At 56.6% G+C, this 15,150-nt stretch carries 13 protein-coding genes and 1 tRNA gene; 10 read left to right on the forward strand and 4 right to left on the reverse strand.

Annotation, left to right across the window (positions count from 1 at the left end):
- Positions 1–68: 68 nt before the first annotated feature.
- Positions 69–254 (reverse strand): hypothetical protein, encoded by a 186-nt coding sequence (locus WX88_RS04245; protein WP_046242943.1) that lies wholly within the window; start codon positions 252–254, stop codon positions 69–71.
- Between WX88_RS04245 and WX88_RS04250 the strand changes: the two genes are divergently transcribed.
- From WX88_RS04250 to WX88_RS04260, 3 genes are all read left to right on the forward strand, one after another.
- A complete protein-coding gene (locus tag WX88_RS04250) occupies positions 253–828 on the forward strand; it encodes a hypothetical protein (protein WP_046242944.1) in 576 nt (191 codons plus the stop codon). The genes WX88_RS04245 and WX88_RS04250 overlap by 2 nt on opposite strands.
- A 116-nt stretch (positions 829–944) precedes the next feature.
- Entirely contained in the window at positions 945–1,487 is a 543-nt protein-coding gene (locus WX88_RS04255; protein ID WP_046242945.1) for a hypothetical protein, read from the forward strand.
- A gap of 75 nt (positions 1,488–1,562) precedes the next feature.
- Positions 1,563–3,926: a GAF domain-containing protein gene (locus WX88_RS04260; RefSeq protein ID WP_052732311.1), complete on the forward strand. Its 2,364-nt coding sequence runs from the start codon at positions 1,563–1,565 to the stop codon at positions 3,924–3,926.
- Between the two features lie 69 nt (positions 3,927–3,995).
- Here WX88_RS04260 and WX88_RS04265 read toward each other — a convergent pair whose 3' ends face one another.
- A complete protein-coding gene (locus tag WX88_RS04265) occupies positions 3,996–4,664 on the reverse strand; it encodes a phosphatase PAP2 family protein (protein ID WP_052732312.1) in 669 nt (222 codons plus the stop codon).
- A gap of 104 nt (positions 4,665–4,768) precedes the next feature.
- Positions 4,769–4,850, reverse strand: a tRNA-Leu gene (locus tag WX88_RS04270).
- Positions 4,851–5,042: 192 nt separating this feature from the next.
- Between WX88_RS04270 and WX88_RS04275 the strand changes: the two genes are divergently transcribed.
- From WX88_RS04275 to WX88_RS04305, 7 genes are all read left to right on the forward strand, one after another.
- Entirely contained in the window at positions 5,043–5,624 is a 582-nt protein-coding gene (locus tag WX88_RS04275) for a class I SAM-dependent methyltransferase (protein ID WP_052732313.1), read from the forward strand.
- A 587-nt stretch (positions 5,625–6,211) separates the two neighbouring features.
- On the forward strand, positions 6,212–8,095 hold the full coding sequence (locus WX88_RS04280; protein ID WP_197076662.1) for a M61 family metallopeptidase: 1,884 nt from the start codon (positions 6,212–6,214) through the stop codon (positions 8,093–8,095).
- Positions 8,096–8,361: 266 nt separating this feature from the next.
- Positions 8,362–9,057, forward strand: coding sequence for a hypothetical protein (locus tag WX88_RS04285; protein ID WP_046242946.1), 696 nt, complete (start codon positions 8,362–8,364; stop codon positions 9,055–9,057).
- A gap of 17 nt (positions 9,058–9,074) precedes the next feature.
- Positions 9,075–10,070 (forward strand): PspA/IM30 family protein, encoded by a 996-nt coding sequence (locus WX88_RS04290; RefSeq protein WP_046242947.1) that lies wholly within the window; start codon positions 9,075–9,077, stop codon positions 10,068–10,070.
- Positions 10,071–10,159: 89 nt separating this feature from the next.
- Positions 10,160–11,938 carry an OmpA family protein gene (locus WX88_RS27200; RefSeq protein ID WP_156175934.1) on the forward strand — a complete coding sequence of 593 codons (1,779 nt, stop codon included), beginning with the start codon at positions 10,160–10,162 and terminating at the stop codon, positions 11,936–11,938.
- A gap of 154 nt (positions 11,939–12,092) precedes the next feature.
- The gene (locus WX88_RS04300) at positions 12,093–12,872 is read left to right on the forward strand and encodes an ABC transporter permease (protein WP_046242948.1); all 780 of its coding nucleotides are present in this window, start codon (positions 12,093–12,095) and stop codon (positions 12,870–12,872) included.
- Positions 12,872–13,696, forward strand: a complete 825-nt coding sequence (locus WX88_RS04305) for an ATP-binding cassette domain-containing protein (protein WP_046242949.1) — start codon at positions 12,872–12,874, stop codon at positions 13,694–13,696. The genes WX88_RS04300 and WX88_RS04305 overlap by 1 nt, the downstream gene beginning before the upstream one ends.
- 365 nt (positions 13,697–14,061) lie before the next feature.
- Here the strand turns inward: WX88_RS04305 and WX88_RS04310 are convergent, their stop codons facing one another.
- Positions 14,062–15,030, reverse strand: a complete 969-nt coding sequence (locus tag WX88_RS04310) for a cyanophycinase (RefSeq protein WP_231590625.1) — start codon at positions 15,028–15,030, stop codon at positions 14,062–14,064.
- Positions 15,031–15,150: the final 120 nt, after the last annotated feature.

Raw genomic sequence — 15,150 nt, forward strand, 5'->3', positions numbered from 1 at the left:
CAGTCGCGGTTGTATTTCCGCCATTCACCGAGAAAAGTTCTTTACGCTAATTGCATCCGCTACTTTAGCTAATGCTTTCTGACTCGTGCTTCTATCTCACGTATTGAAGATTTTTTTGGCTTTTCTTTTCCTTTCCAAATTATTATTGCTACCTTAATTATTATGAAGATTTCTTTCCCTCGTCCTATAGCTTTCTTGGCTTTGGTGCCAGCCGTTCTATTAACCCCAGCCTGCGTTTCTGTTAAGTCAGCCATGAAAAGCACGCCGACGGCCGCCATTTCCAATCGCCTGCCTGCTCTGGAGATTCTGGCCGACCAAGGTCCGCTAGCCATGAACGATGGCGCCCTCCCCGAAGACCCACTCAATTTATTTCAACAAGAGTGCCGCATCAACCTGACCGAGGCTACCGATACCGCCACGTATGGCTATGCGAAGCTGGTGGTAAAGAAAGTGCGCACCCTACGTACCGGCCGCGCTATGCAGGGACTGCAAGTGCTCACGTTTATGATGCCAGCAGTGGTTGGCGTGCCGTTGGAGTGGTACAAAACCACTTTGCAGGCCGAAGTTCAGGTGAGCGATGCTGCTGGTAATCTACTCGGCTCCTACTCGGGCACTGGTACTTCTGAGGTGAAAGTGGCCATGTACCATGGCTACTCGCAAACTTCTGCGCCCCGCCTAGCCGATATTATTGCTCTGCGCGGCGCCATGGCCCAGATTCGGCCTCAGATTGATACAGCTACGGCTCGTTTGCGCCCACTCTTAATGGCTGGTGGTACTGTCGATAATCCTACCCTACCCGCAGAATCGGTCGTAGCGGGCAGCCGATAAGGAGCCGTCTGGGCCCGGCCTGACTCAACTATCCTGTTCAAAGTAATTGGCCCGTAGCAGCCACCTTGTCCGAAATCCGGTGAGGTGGCTGCTACGGGCCTTATCTTTGATCTGCTATGATTCACTTCCCGCCTTTTCGGTTTTCTGCGTTTCTTTTAGTCAGTGCCGCGCTGCTGAACGGTTGTTGTGCTAACAACGTCTGCGACTGCAATGATGCCGAAGCAGATGCCATCACGCTACGCTTTTCGACTGATGTGGCGGTCGGCGGCGTTTTTGCTATTACCGACTTGGATACCATTATCATTCAGCGCTACCCTAAAAATTTCACGCTCTCTACCAAACCGGAAACCGTCACCCTGCTGCGCACGGCGGCTCAAGTGCGCGATAGCATCCTGCTGAATAACAACGCGCCTTTCACCCAAACCGGCGGCAGCAAGCTCAATCGATATCGGTACGTGGTGCAGTACCTCAAGCAAATGCCAGGTAGCAAGCCGGTAGCTACTACTGCACTGGTTATCGACAGCGTACGCCTACGAGGCAACTTGGATGGCTCAGGCTGCTGCACATGTTATACCAACACTGAGAAAACGGTTTTTCTGAACGGCGACCCGATTGGGAAAGACGTGAAGGCGAACTCCATCATCACTATTAACAAATAAGCGGGCCGGTCACAACTCGCGTATAGTTCTCGCCGCGCTGCAACGATTGGCCGGAAATTCGTGTTTTTCGTTCCTATGCCTGCTGAATCTCTCCTCCCGGTAGCCGCTCCTCCGATAGTGCCCGCGTCGCGCCCAGCTTCTCTCACGGCATTCCCTTTCCGCTCTACGCTTAGCCTGGAGCCCCTAATTGCTTACTGGCAGAAGCGCGAGAGTGACAGTAATACCGGCTTGGCGATGCTGGCCCGCACCATTGGTGAGCAAGTAGCGCAGGCCCCCTGGTGCCGCGGGCCGCTCACCGACCATAGTGTGTTGGAGTGCAATTGCGACTTGATTGAAACTCTGATGATGGCCGTGTTTCCGCCAGCATCCTTTGCCAACCACATCAGCGGGATAGTGGGGCCTTTTCAGCGGTACAGCTTTTATGCGACGCGCCACTTTGAGGAGGTCATGCTCAACAAGGACCGCACCGTGAAGCAGCCGCTGAATGTGGACTTGGCAACTATGGAACGGCAAATGGGTCTCATGGCCTACCATTTGGTGCTGAACCGCCTGTACGGGGCCGAGTTACCGCCGCTGGGAACCATCGTTTTTACCGTACCAGACTACCAGATTGGGCTGTATCGGCACTACGGAGTTGATTTTAATTCTGATTTTGTGACGGTAAAAGTAGTGGGCGAGTTACCAGTACTCACTCAGGATCAGATGGACTTGCTGATTCACAACCGCCACCGCATTGAGTACTGGCGGGAGTTGCTGCCGCCAGAGCGTTTTGAACTAGAAGGTTTCAACGTACTGCACTTGGTTGACGTGACCGACCAAGAGATTCTTTCGGAGCTAAAATACGATTTGCTGGAGCGCGACGTGCTGCAAACACCTGCCCGCTTTGAGCAGATTCAGGAGAAACTGCGGGTGCTGTTTGCCCAGCCAGCCCTGCAACTCGGCATCGCGGCCTATGATGAGAAGAAACGCGCCTTCGTGGATTTTGGGCGTAAAATCAACCACAGCTTCCTCACCAAGCAGGTGCAACATCAGGCGGCCGACAGCAGCTTCCGGCAGATTTACGACCGCCTGCTGCGCGAACGGGAACCCTTGGTGCTGAAAGACGTGGCCACGGCCGATATTCCCGAGGACCTGCGCGAACAGATTCTGGGATTGGGCATTCACTCCGCTATCCTAGCTCTGCTGCCGTATGGCAATGATACCGTGGGCCTACTGGAATTGGGCACGCCCGCCGTGGATGGCCTCGATGAGTTCGACATGGATAAAGTGTCGCAGTTCGTGCCATTGTTCGCGGTAGCGGTGAAACGCAACGCCGAAGACCTGCAGGCACGCGTACAATCCATTATTCGGGAAAAATTCACCGCCATTCACCCTACCATGGAATGGCGGTTCATGGATGCCGCCCGCAACCTGCTCACCAAGCTCGACGCTGGCAATCGCACAGCCGAAATGGAGCCCATCGTGTTCGAGGACGTGTACCCGCTACACGGCTCCTGCGACATTCGAGGCAGCAGCACGGCGCGCAACGAGGCCATTCAGGGCGACCTTATCGAGCACCTGACGTTGGCTAATAAAGTCCTGAAAAAAGCGTCAGAATATCAGCAGCTGCCCATTCTGGATGAACTGAAGTTCTACGTTAACAAGCACTTGAAGCGCTTACACGAGGGTATTCTTTCCGGCGACGAGGCCAATATCTACGACTCGCTGAAGCGCGAAGTGGAACCGTTGTTTGAGTACCTGGCGACGCACACACCCGAACTGCGCCCCATTATTACCAAATACTGGAGCAACATCGATGCTAAGTTGGGCATCCTCTACAAACGCCGCCAAGAGTTTGAGCAGAGCGTGACGACGCTTAATGACGCAGTGAGCGACTACCTCGACGAAGAGGAAGAAAAGGCCCAGCAGATGTTTCCGCACTATTTCCAGCGCTACAAGACCGATGGCGTCGAGTTTAATATCTACGTAGGCGGCACGCTGGTGGAAAACAAGCCATTCGACCTGGTTTTCCTGAAAAACCTGCGTCTGTGGCAGTTGTTGGTGATGGTGGAAATTACCCGCCGCACCGCTGCGCTTAAGGCTACGCTGCCGGTACCGCTCGACACCACACAGCTCATTCTTATTCACGGACAACCGCTTAGCATCCGGTTTCGGCAAGATGAACGGCAGTTTGATGTGGACGGCGCCTATAACATTCGCTACGAAATCATTAAGAAGCGGATTGACAAAGCCACCGTACAGGGCACCGGCGAGCGCCTGACGCAGCCGGGCACCATTGCGCTGGTCTACACGCAGAGTCGCGAGGCCGTGGAATACTACGAATACATCGACTACCTTCAGGACAGGGGCCTGCTGGAACAAGGTGTGGAAGAACTAGACCTCGAAGAGCTTCAGGGGGTGAAAGGCCTGCTGGCACTACGGGTGCGGGTAGTGCTCTGAGTTGACGTGTTGATTAGGCTATGTCAAACGTTACAAGACGGAGCTTTTCCTGAGTGCCTCGGCAGCATATCAAATACTCCTTTTTTTCTTCCTGAACAGTTTCAGTGCGGCCTGGAACAACAATAACCAAGCTGCACCTCCGGCAAAGCCCGCGAGCACGTCGGTGGCATAATGTGCGTGCAGATATACCCGTGTGAGGCCGATTAAGACCGCCCATAGTAATAGTGGCACGGCCCAGCCGGGTTGTCCGAAATGCTGCGCCAGCAGCCATGCCAGGCAACCGTAGAACGTGACGCCCAGCATGGCGTGCCCGCTGGGAAAGCTCAGCCCCCAGGTATTGAGTAGCGCATCGGTGGGCCGAGGACGGTGAAAGTAGGTTTTTAGCAGTTGGTTGAGCAGCACCCCACCGAGCATGGCTAGCACCAGTTCCCAGGCTTCACGCGGGTGCCCAGCCCGACGTAGCAGCAATGGTCCGATGATGCCGGCGGGCAGCAGAAACGGCAATGAAGCAAAGAAGGTGATAAATCGCACCGGCCCGGTAAGGCGCGGCTCCGCCAGCCGCCAGCCATCAACAATGCCCGATGCCCAATTATCGAGTGCCACCGAATGCTGCACAAACACTACCCGGGCTAAGTAAAAAAATAGCGCAAATGTCGCCACAAATAGCACCACCCCCATTACGATTTCGGCCGTAAGAAGGCCCACCAATGCCAACAAACGAGAGGTAATGCGATTCATGAATGCCTGTGCGCGTGAATGAGGGGAGAAAACAAGCTTAACCCTAACCGCCGAATACTACGCAAAACAAAAAAAGCCAGCCCGGTGGGGCTGGCTTTAAAACGTGCGCTCGGGGAGACTCGAACTCCCACACCTTGCGGAACTGCCGCCTGAAGACAGCGCGTCTACCAATTTCGCCACAAGCGCATGCTGGGCTAAAAAGCCGCTCTCCCTGGTTAGGAAGTGCGGCCTTTTGATGGTGCAAAGATATAGCTTCAAATTGCACCAACGCAATACCAGAGCCTATTTTTTCGCGTTTAATCGGTGTCACGTGGCGCCGGCAATTGTTTTTCAGTTACTTGCCAGCCCATTTTTTTTATAGCTACAGCTACACACCTCATGCCTGACCTGCCCACTGATGCCTTTGGCTCTTCAGTGAATATTGAGCAACCCTACGGCTTCGACCGAGTGGCGTGGGTTTATGATGCTTTGGCTGGCTTAGTGTTTGGGTCAGCACTCAAAGAGGCCCAACGGGCGGCGCTAGCTGGGTTACCTGGTAGGAGCCCGCATGTGCTTATTCTGGGTGGTGGCACAGGCTGGGTGCTGACGGAAGTGCTCCGCCGTTGTCCCGAGGCAACTATTTTGTATCTGGAGGCCTCGCCGAAGATGCTGGCTTACGCTGAAAGCCGCTTACTTCATGAATGCTCACAGGCAATGGGGCAGGTTGCGTTTCGGCATGGCACTCAGGCCGCACTTTGCCCAACCGAGCGCTTCGATGCAATTATCACTTTTTTTGTACTCGACTGTATTGCGCGGGCTGATATTGATGCGGCTTTGGCACAGTTGCGGGCAGCCCAGCGGCCCGGCGCTCCGTGGCTACTGGCTGATTTTAGGCCGGCCCGGCGTGGTTGGCACCGGGTTCTACTCGCCTCTATGTACGCTTTTTTCGATTTACAACTGGGTTACGGGCACGGGAGCTGACAGACTTTTCCTTGGCCTTGGGCCGCTTGGGATTGGTGCCTACCAGCCGTAAAACTTTTTTTGCCGAAGCCATAGAAGCTGTGATTTTCGCTGAAAAGCCGATTCTGCTTCAACCCTAGTATCTAGCAATACTATTTCTATGAGCAAAAACATGATTTTATCATTACTAAACCGCATATACTAAGCGAGTCCAAAGCTCTTATTGTAAATTTCCCGCAACTTTGCAGCTTACCCTGACTCAATGTTACTGCTTCAGTCCTTGATTACATATTATTTTGCCCATGAAACACACTAGTACTATCCTATTAGCCTTGACTTTAGGGGCCTCCGGGGCTCACGCTCAAACTAAACCCACTCCCCCGGCTAAAGCCCAGGCACCTATTACAGCAAAGCCCTTGGTGAAGGCCCCAGCACCAATTAAAGCGGCACCAGCTAAGCCGTTAGCGCCGACGAAAGCTGCGCCAGTAGGCAAGGCTCCGGCACCAGCAGCCAAGGCTCCTCTACCGGCGGCCAAGACACCATTGCCGACGGCTAAAATACCAGTGTCGGCGGATAAAACCCCGGTCCCAGCTAAAGCTCCCGCCCCAGTGAAGGCTACCGAACCCGTGACTACGCAAGACCAGGAGCCAGTAGCCGCTCCTGCGCCGGTTAAAGCGTCGGCGCCGGCTGCGCCGAAGGCCGATACAGGGCCGGCAGTGCGCTATACCATGGCGTTTGCCAATGCAGTACACCACGAGGCCAAGGTAACGGCCACATTTACCGGGCTGCCCGCCGGGCCGCTGCACGTACGCATGGCCCGTAGCTCGCCAGGACGCTATTCTCTGCACGATTTCTCGAAGAATGTGTACTACGTGGTTGCAACTGATGGTGCTAACCACCCTTTACCCCTCGACCGGCCTGACCCTTACGGCTGGGACGTAACGCCATCGAGCGACGGCACGGTGATATTTAGCTACACCCTTTACGGCGACCGCACCGACGGCACCTACGTGGGCATCGACCAGCAGCACGCTCACCTCAACATGCCGGCTGCGCTGTGCTACGCCCTGGGGTTGGAGGGCCGCCAGACAGAGCTAAAATTTGAACTGCCAGCCGGTTGGAAAGTAGCCACCCAGCTTCGGCAAGGCAGTGACAAAACGGTGTTTACGGCCCCCAACATGCAGTACCTCATGGACAGCCCGGTCTCGCTGGGCGTACAGCAGGTCCGTAGCTGGCAGGAGGGCGACCAGACTATTGAGATGGCGACCTTATACCAGGGGCCAGCAGCAGAAGTGGATGCTTTCGCCAAGAAAGTACAGAAAGTGGTGAAGGAGGAAAAGGCCGTTTTTGGCGAGTTGCCTACTTTTGACTTTGCACGGTATACCTTCATTGCCAACTATCTGAGCCAGGCCACAACCGACGGCATGGAACACCGCAACTCGACTTCGCTGACCAGCTCGCGCCCCTTGCGCGATGAGGACGCGACTAAAAATCTGGGCACAGTGGCTCACGAGTTCTTTCACTCCTGGAACGTGGAGCGGCTGCGCCCGCGCGACCTGGAGCCGTTTGATTTCCAGCGAGCAAATATGAGCGACGCCTTGTGGTTTGCTGAGGGATTCACCCAGTATTACGGCCGACTGTCGCTGCGCCGGGCGAAGCTGATTGAAGATGAAGAGTTTTTTGACGACATCAGCCGGTGGGTGAACTTGCGCCAGAACAGCCCCGGGGCCCGCTATGCATCAGCCATCGACATGAGCCGCCAAGCCACGTTCAATGATGGAGCGGCCAGCATTGACCCAACCAACAAGGTAAACACCTACTTGTCGTACTACGACCAAGGGGCAGGCCTGGCACTGATACTCGATTTGCAACTGCGCCAGTCTCATCGCTCCTCGCTCGACAAATTTATGCAGGCCGTGTGGCAGCAGTATGGCAAGAAACAGGAAAACTATGCCCCAGTTACCCCTTACACGGTCAAGGACTTGCAGCGGGTGCTAGGCGAAGTAAGCAGAGACACGGTGTTTGCCAGCCGCTTTTTCCGGATCTACGTGTACGGTCGCGAGCAACCCCGCTTCAGCGAGAATCTGCTGGTGGCGGGCCTGGCCGTGATTCCGACCCGCGTGCTGGGCGCGGCCCTGCCCCGGCAGGTTGAGTTTGACGACGAAGGCCGCTGTATCGTGGCTTATAATGCGCAAATCGGTTCGGGCCTGTACAAAGCGGGCATCGACCGTGGCGACCAGATTGTGGTGCTCGATGGCAAGGAAATTAAAAGTGCCGGCGACCTCGACGCCGTGTTGCACACCCACTCGCCCAGCGACGTGGTGTTTGTGAAAGTAAAAACCCGGGGCGGAGTAGAAAGAACCACTCAGCTCATCCTCGCCGAAGACCCTAACGTGCAGGTAAAGCCCGTAGAATCGGTGGAGAAGATGGTGTACTCAACCAACCAAAAAGCATTGCGCGAGGCATGGCTAGCGAGCCAGGCTTCTAACTAATTCGGAATCGGTATTCATGGTGTGGGAACCCCACTCCCGCCATGAATAACAACTCTGACAAGGCCCCACTGGGCCGGCGCTGCATGTTGCAGCCCGGTTTAGTGGGGCTTTTTGTCGCGCTTGCTTCCCCAGCAGCCGGATTACCATATATCTTTACCGTTGAACTCCTGAAGGCACTTTTTAGCCAGTCTCTTACTGACATTATTCTTGTTGCATTTCGACGACTTCATTCACCATTCACCTTATCTCCTATTCCCTTACTTTCCATGGAAATTTTCGATAAGCTTACCAACGCCGCAAAAGAATTTTTTATTGAGCCTGAGGAAGGGGGAGCCGCTCCAACTAACCCGCCTACGACTCAGTATGGCGCCCCAGCCCAGTCGGCCCCGCATACGCCGGCCGCAGCCTTTGCCGCTCCGGCCGTGACGCAGGCCGAGCAACGCCACCTCGACCACATTGCGGGCCTGCTGGCCGGCAATGGCAAGGATTTCGGGGCTTATATGAAGATGGTGAAGAGCATGGCAGCTGCCGGCATGGCGGGCCCTCTGCTCTATCAAACTGCTTTCAATGCGTTTTCGGCCGTGAACGGTGGTACGGTGCCGGCCTTACTGGCTTCGGCCGCGCAGTTTGAGCAGGCCCTGGCCGCCGACCGCGATAAGGTGCTGGCCCGCCACCGCGAGAAAATGGGCGAAGCAAACGCGCCGGGTGCCACCGCCAGCACCGTGGTACAGCTCACGGCCCAGGAAAAAAAGCTGGCCGCCGACTTGGCCGAACTCACCCGCCAGCTCCAGGCCAAGCAGCAACAGCTATTGCAAACCCAGCAGCAGCTGGCCGAAGAGCGCCAGAAGACCCAGGCCGCGCTAGCCTCCTACGAACTGGCCAATTCGACCGCGCTCACCGAGCTACAGGCCCACCATAAGGCCGCCCAAGCCTTTCTCAACGCCAGTGGCACCGCTAAATAATCTTTTTCTCTGACTTGATGAATACACCTTTACTAGGCCCGCCGTCGCCGGCCGACGGCCTGCCCTCCTGGCAAAAACCTGAAAAAGTAGCCGCCTGGGCTTTCGTAGCGCTGCTTGCGGGCATGGGCGTGTACTACTGGGGCTTGATTGTACCTTATCTGGTTGATATCGTTTTTGATACGGTGAAGCTAGGAATTGGCCTCGGCATGCTCTTCGTGCTGTTTTTGCTGGCTACCAACAAGCGCATCAAAGCGGGCTTATGGTACCTGGGTCAGCGCATTTTCCGGACCGCCGCCAGCTTGTTCGTCAATACCGACCCCATCGGCATCATGGAGGACTACATCTCGAACACCGAGAAAGAAGCCCGCAACATGGAAGAAGAAGTGGGCCATATTGAAGGAGCCAACGAGTTGGTGAAGCGCAAGATGGACGCCAACCGCACCCAGATGCAGGAGTATCTGGCCCTGGCCGACTCAGCCCTCCGCCAGGGGGAAAAAGACAGCGCCGACAGCTACGCCTCGCGCGCCGCACAGCTCGAAGACTACAACCGCCGCCTGCAGCCGATGGCCACCACCACGGCCAATGTGACGCTAGTGATGCGCCAGATTCTGAAAGCCGCCCTCCGGCAGATTGATAATTCCAAGTTCAAGGTCAACCTGCTCAAGGACGAGTACGAGTTGGTGAAGCGCACGAGCTCGGGTATGCGGGCGGCGATGAACATTCTGCGGGGCGACCCGGACAAGAAGTACTTCTTCGACCTGGCCACCGACCGCGTGGCCCAGGACATGGCCCAGCAGCTCGGCCAAATCAAGCAGGCCATGCGCTATTCCCAGGAGTTCGTCAAGGAAATGGACATCCAGAACGGGGTGATGAGCGAGAAGGGCCAGCGCCTGCTCGATAAATACCAGAAAGGCGAGTTCAATGCCATCATGAATAATGAGCAGCCGGTGCGCATGACGGTGGCCGCTACCACCAAGGCGACGGACGACGCCTACGGCAAGCTGCTCGACTAAATCACGGATTTAGCCGGGTTTTTCAGATTTCACGGATTAATTAGTTGCGCTACTCTGGGCGCGGCTTCGAATTTACTTTTTTACTTTTCATGACCACTCGCGGTAAAGTTCTCATCGCCATCATTGTCCTCGTAGGCTTGTATTTTGGCATCAATAAACTCACTTCCAGCAACCTGCTTTTTAAGAAAGCCGCTACGGAGTCGGTTCTGCTCAACTCGATTGAACTGCCCGCAGCGACGGGGGGCAATGGCGTCAACGTAGTGGTGCCGCTGGCGGCCCTGCCCGGCTCGGAGCCCGCCGAAAAGGGCACGCCGGTAGTATGGGAGGTGATGGCCTGGAATAGCCAGATGGCCGGCATGCTGGCCAACGGGGGTCAGCGCTCCACTACTGGCTCGGCCATGGCCGCTAATGGCCTGGATATGCAGATTGTGCGTCAGGATGACGTGTCGAAAATGCAGGCCGACCTCGTGAAAAACGCGGCCGATTTATCTGCCAACCCGGCCACGCCTGGTTTGATTGTGAGCATCATGGGCGACGGGCTGCCGGGTTTTTCGGCGGTGCAGGAGGAGTTGAAGAAAGCTGGTACGCAGCTGCAAATCATCCCCTACAGCGTGGGCAAGTCCTTTGGCGAAGACAAGCTGATGGGCCCGAAAGAGTGGCTGGAAAATCCTAAGCTGGCCTTGGGTAAAACCATTGCTTGCTACCTGCGCGACGGCGACCAGAACATCGCCCTGAAGTGGTGTTCAGACAACGCCCTGAAGGTGAACCCCGACGAAACGACCTACGACCCGCAGGCCGTCAACTTTATGGCCGCCAGCGATTTTCTGGTAGCCGCCGAGAAGTACATCCTTGGTAAGCCAGAGAGCCGCGATAAAATTGTGGACGGCAAGAATACGGGCGTGAAAGTAGATGTGGTGGCCGATGCCGTGGCCACCTGGACGCCCGGCGACGTGAACATTGCCAAGCAGAAAGGCGGCCTCGTGAGCATTGTATCGACTAAAGAATACAGCAACCAGATGCCCAACATTATGGTGACGACCAAGCGCTGGTACGACGCCCACCAGAAGGAAGTAGAAGGCATTATGCTGGCCCATGCCGTGGCCGGCGACCAAGTAAAATCGCACCCCGAGGCCCTGGCTCGCGCCGCCGAGATTTCGGCGGAAGTGTATGGCGATAAGGATAAGAACGGCGCCTACTGGCTGAAGTACTACAAGGGCGTGGCCGAGGCTGACCGCAACGGCGACGTAGTGGAATTGGGCGGCAGCAAGGCCTTCAACTTCGCCGACAACCTGAACCTGTTTGGTCTCAACGAGGGGGGCACCAATATTTATGCCTCGGTTTACAAGGCCTTTGGCGACGTGCAGAGTAAGCTTTATCCGAAGGAATTGCCCAGCTACGTGCCGCTCGACCAGATGCTGGACCTCGCGCCGCTGCGCAACATCCAAGCGCGCTACAAAGGCAAGACTGTGGCCCCGGCCGAAACCCAAAAGTTTGCCGCTGGTGATGAAATCCGCCGCAACGTGAGCAAGCGCGCCTGGAACATTGAGTTCAACAGCGGCAAGAGCACCTTCACCCCTGCCGCCGAACGCGAACTGAGCAACCTGTTCGATGACCTGGTGGTAGCCGGCAGCCTGAAAGTAGCCGTGCACGGCCACACCGATAATTCCGGCGACCCCCAGGCCAACCAGCAGCTCTCCGAAGACCGCGCCATGGCCGTGCGTCAGTGGCTGGAGCGCAAGAGCAAAAGTGCCTTCCCCGACGGCCGCGTCCAGGTGTATGCCCACGGCGCTACCGAGCCGGTGGCTAGTAATACGACTCCCGACGGCAAAGCCAAGAATCGCCGCGTAGAAATCATGCTGGGCAACTAAGCGCAACGCCTCGCCAAGTGTAAAACAGAGGTCTTACCAAATACGGAATGGCTGCCTGGCTTGGCGAAACTTGCCTTTTACTCGGAGGGCTATTCAACTTCCATCCAACACTTCGCGAAACTCACCTTTTAAACTTCGCGAAACCTTGCGCGCCATGCTGAAAGACCTATTCGTTCCCAACGCCAAGCCGCGGCCCTCGGTGTTCCTCACGATGGTGGGATGCCAGGTGCTCTTCCTGCTACTGCTGTGGCTGTTTTACCCACTGCAGCTATTCCCAACGTTGGGCGAGGTTGGTACTTCCTTCAAAGACCTCGTGACCACGCAGGGCCTGATTCAGGAACTGTGGGCCAGCCTGACCACGGCCCTTGGCGCGCTGGGAATTGCTACGGTGCTGGCGCTGGGCATCTCGTACCTGACAGCGTTGCCCTTCTTCCGGCCCATTGCCTACGCGGCCTCGAAGATGCGCTACCTGACCCTGACCGGCCTCACGTTTTTCATGGCCCTGCTGCTCAGCTCGGGCCATCAGGTCAAGCTCTCGGTGCTCGTGTTTGGAGCCACGGTGTATCTGGTGACGGGCATGACGAGTGCGATTCTGACCACTACGCAGGAGGAGATGGACCATGCTCGCACCCTGGGCATGAGCGAGTGGCGCAGCTTTTACGAAGTGGTGGTACTGGGCAAGCTCGATGAGATGCTCGAAGTCGTACGCCAGAACTTCGCCATCATCTGGACCATGATTACCCTGGTTGAGACCCTTTACCAGTCCGAAGGCGGCATCGGCCTGCTGCTCTATAAGCAAAACCGCTACCTGCACCTGGCGGGGGTAGTGGCCATTCAACTCGTGATTCTGGCCACGGGCGCGGCGCAGGACTATCTTTTCGCGTTTTTACGCCGACTGTTTTTTCCTTACTCCGAACTCAGTACGGCGAAATAATGGCGGACCATTCTTACAAGGAGCCGATTCTGACGCTGCGGGATATTTCGATGCAGTTTGGCGGCGAAGTGGTGCTGCGCGACATCAGCCTCGATGTGCTCGACGTGGTGCGGCCGGGGGTGAACCAAGGCCAGGTGGTGGGGTTTTATGGTCGCTCGGGCATTGGCAAGTCGGTGCTGTGCCGCATCATTGCGGGGCTGCTGCCGCCTACCACCGGCACCGTGCAGGTGGCTAATCCTCAGCGCCCCGTGTGCCCCGGCGATGTCGGCTTCGTGCAGCAGCGCTACCCGCTTTTCAACCACCGCACGCTGCTCGACAACCTACTAGTGGCCGCCCAGCGCAAACACGCGCTCACCGAAGCAAAGGTCAAAGTGGAAGATTTCCTCGCCCGCTTCGATTTGGCCCAGCACCGCCGGAAATACCCAGCTCAGCTTTCGGGCGGGCAGCGTCAGCGGGCGGCCATTGCCCAGCAGCTGCTCTGCTCCGAGCACCTCATCATTCTGGACGAGCCCTTTTCCGGACTCGACATTGCAATGATTGACGAGGTGAAAAAAATCATCATTGAAGTAACCACCTCAAACGAGCTGAATACGGTCGTTATCGTCTCGCACGACTTGGCCACCACCACTGCCCTCTCGGACACGCTCTGGCTGCTCGGGCCCGAGCGCGACGCGGCCGGGCAGTGCATCACCGGGGCTACCATCACCAAAAATCACCAGTATAATCTCGCCGAAATGGGCTTGGCCTGGCAGCCCGGCATCCAGGCCAAGCCAGAGTTTGTACAGCTGATTGAACACCTGAAGGACGAAATCCGCAAGAGCTAAGGGCTTGAGCAAAAGCAAGTATTTCACCAGCTATTTTATGGTTGACCACTTGCGTCAGGCTTGCTCCGTACTAAGAAGGCTATGCTGAGTTGGTCGAAGCATCACGAACCGGGTAACCATTGGCCGTACGCTGAATAAAGTGGGTCCCTTCCGGGGGAGCGAGAAGCCAAACGAGCAGCAGATGACGCTGGACAGAGTTGTAGGTGAAGCTAGATCGAGTTAGAGACAAACCAAACTGAGTTAGAAGGAGGCTAAATCGAGTTAGGGACGAGCTAGACCGAGTTAGGAACGGGTTCGGCGTGACCGTCGACTTCCTGCACCGCTTTAGTTGTCGGTTAAGCGGAAACTATTCCCCACGTGCAAACTCAATACGAAACACCGAGTGCCGCACGGTCGACATAGTAGTACTGCGAACTGCCGCCGGTACCGGTCCAGTTGTTGAAGTTGAAGGTGTTGGTGCCGGTAGCCGTTCCGACCACCTTGTACACTTTCACGGCCTGCCGGCCGCGGTACCAATCGAGCGAGGCGCGCGCAACGCACCGCTCCGGCGTGTTGCTGCCGCCGTTTTGCTGGAGGAAAAAAGCCGTTCCGGAGCCAAACACCTGGCTGGCTCCGTTGGCATCGATGCAGACGGCGGTGACTTCGTCGAGGCCGACGCCACGCGGCACGATGCCCTTGTCTTTGCTCATGCGGGCCAGAAATGTGACGAGGCGCCCACGCCGGTCGGGATTATTGAAATGGTCGTCGGTAATGGTGTTGGCCAGGTAAGGATTGTCGAGAAAGTCGTTGACACCGATGGTGATGTTGGGGTCGTAGGGATTATCGAGCGCAGCGGCGCTGGTGATGGTTTCGTTGAGGGCGCTGTAGTAGTAGCGGCCCATGATGGCGTTGCCAGCCGAGGTACCGCCGATGGGGCAGCGCTTGGTGTTGCGCACGTAGTTGAGCGCGTCTTCAACCTTGGTGTCCTTCCAGAAATTGACATATTTGGCCTGGTCGCCGCCGGCAATGAACACGGCCTCAGCGCCCCGGATTTTGGCTTCCACCTGCGGGTCGTTGGCCAGGGTGCGGGAGTTGATCAGCAACGTTTCGCAAGAGTTGACGTTGCCCAGGCCGTACACGTAGGCGTTGTAGGCATCGGTGCCCGTGGCGCGCAGGATGAGGAAGTCGCCGCCCCCGGCTTTGGTTATCATCCACTGAAATGCAGCATCGACGTCGGTACTACCGCCCATGAGCACGGTACCGCCGGCGGTAGTGCGACTCACATCGGCGGCGTCGCCCACAAGGCCGAGCGAGCCAGTGGCGTCAGCCTCGATGGTGGTCGTTGTAGGGGACACAACGGGGGGGTCGGATTGGCAGGCGGCTAACGATAACAGCCCGGTAGTGGCAAAAATCAGCAAATGACGCATAAGGGGTAGGAATTGATGTGGAAGAAAGGACGTGGGCAACCATGCTGC

Source organism: Hymenobacter terrenus, assembly GCF_000972495.1.
Taxonomy (GTDB): Bacteria; Bacteroidota; Bacteroidia; order Cytophagales; family Hymenobacteraceae; genus Hymenobacter; species Hymenobacter terrenus.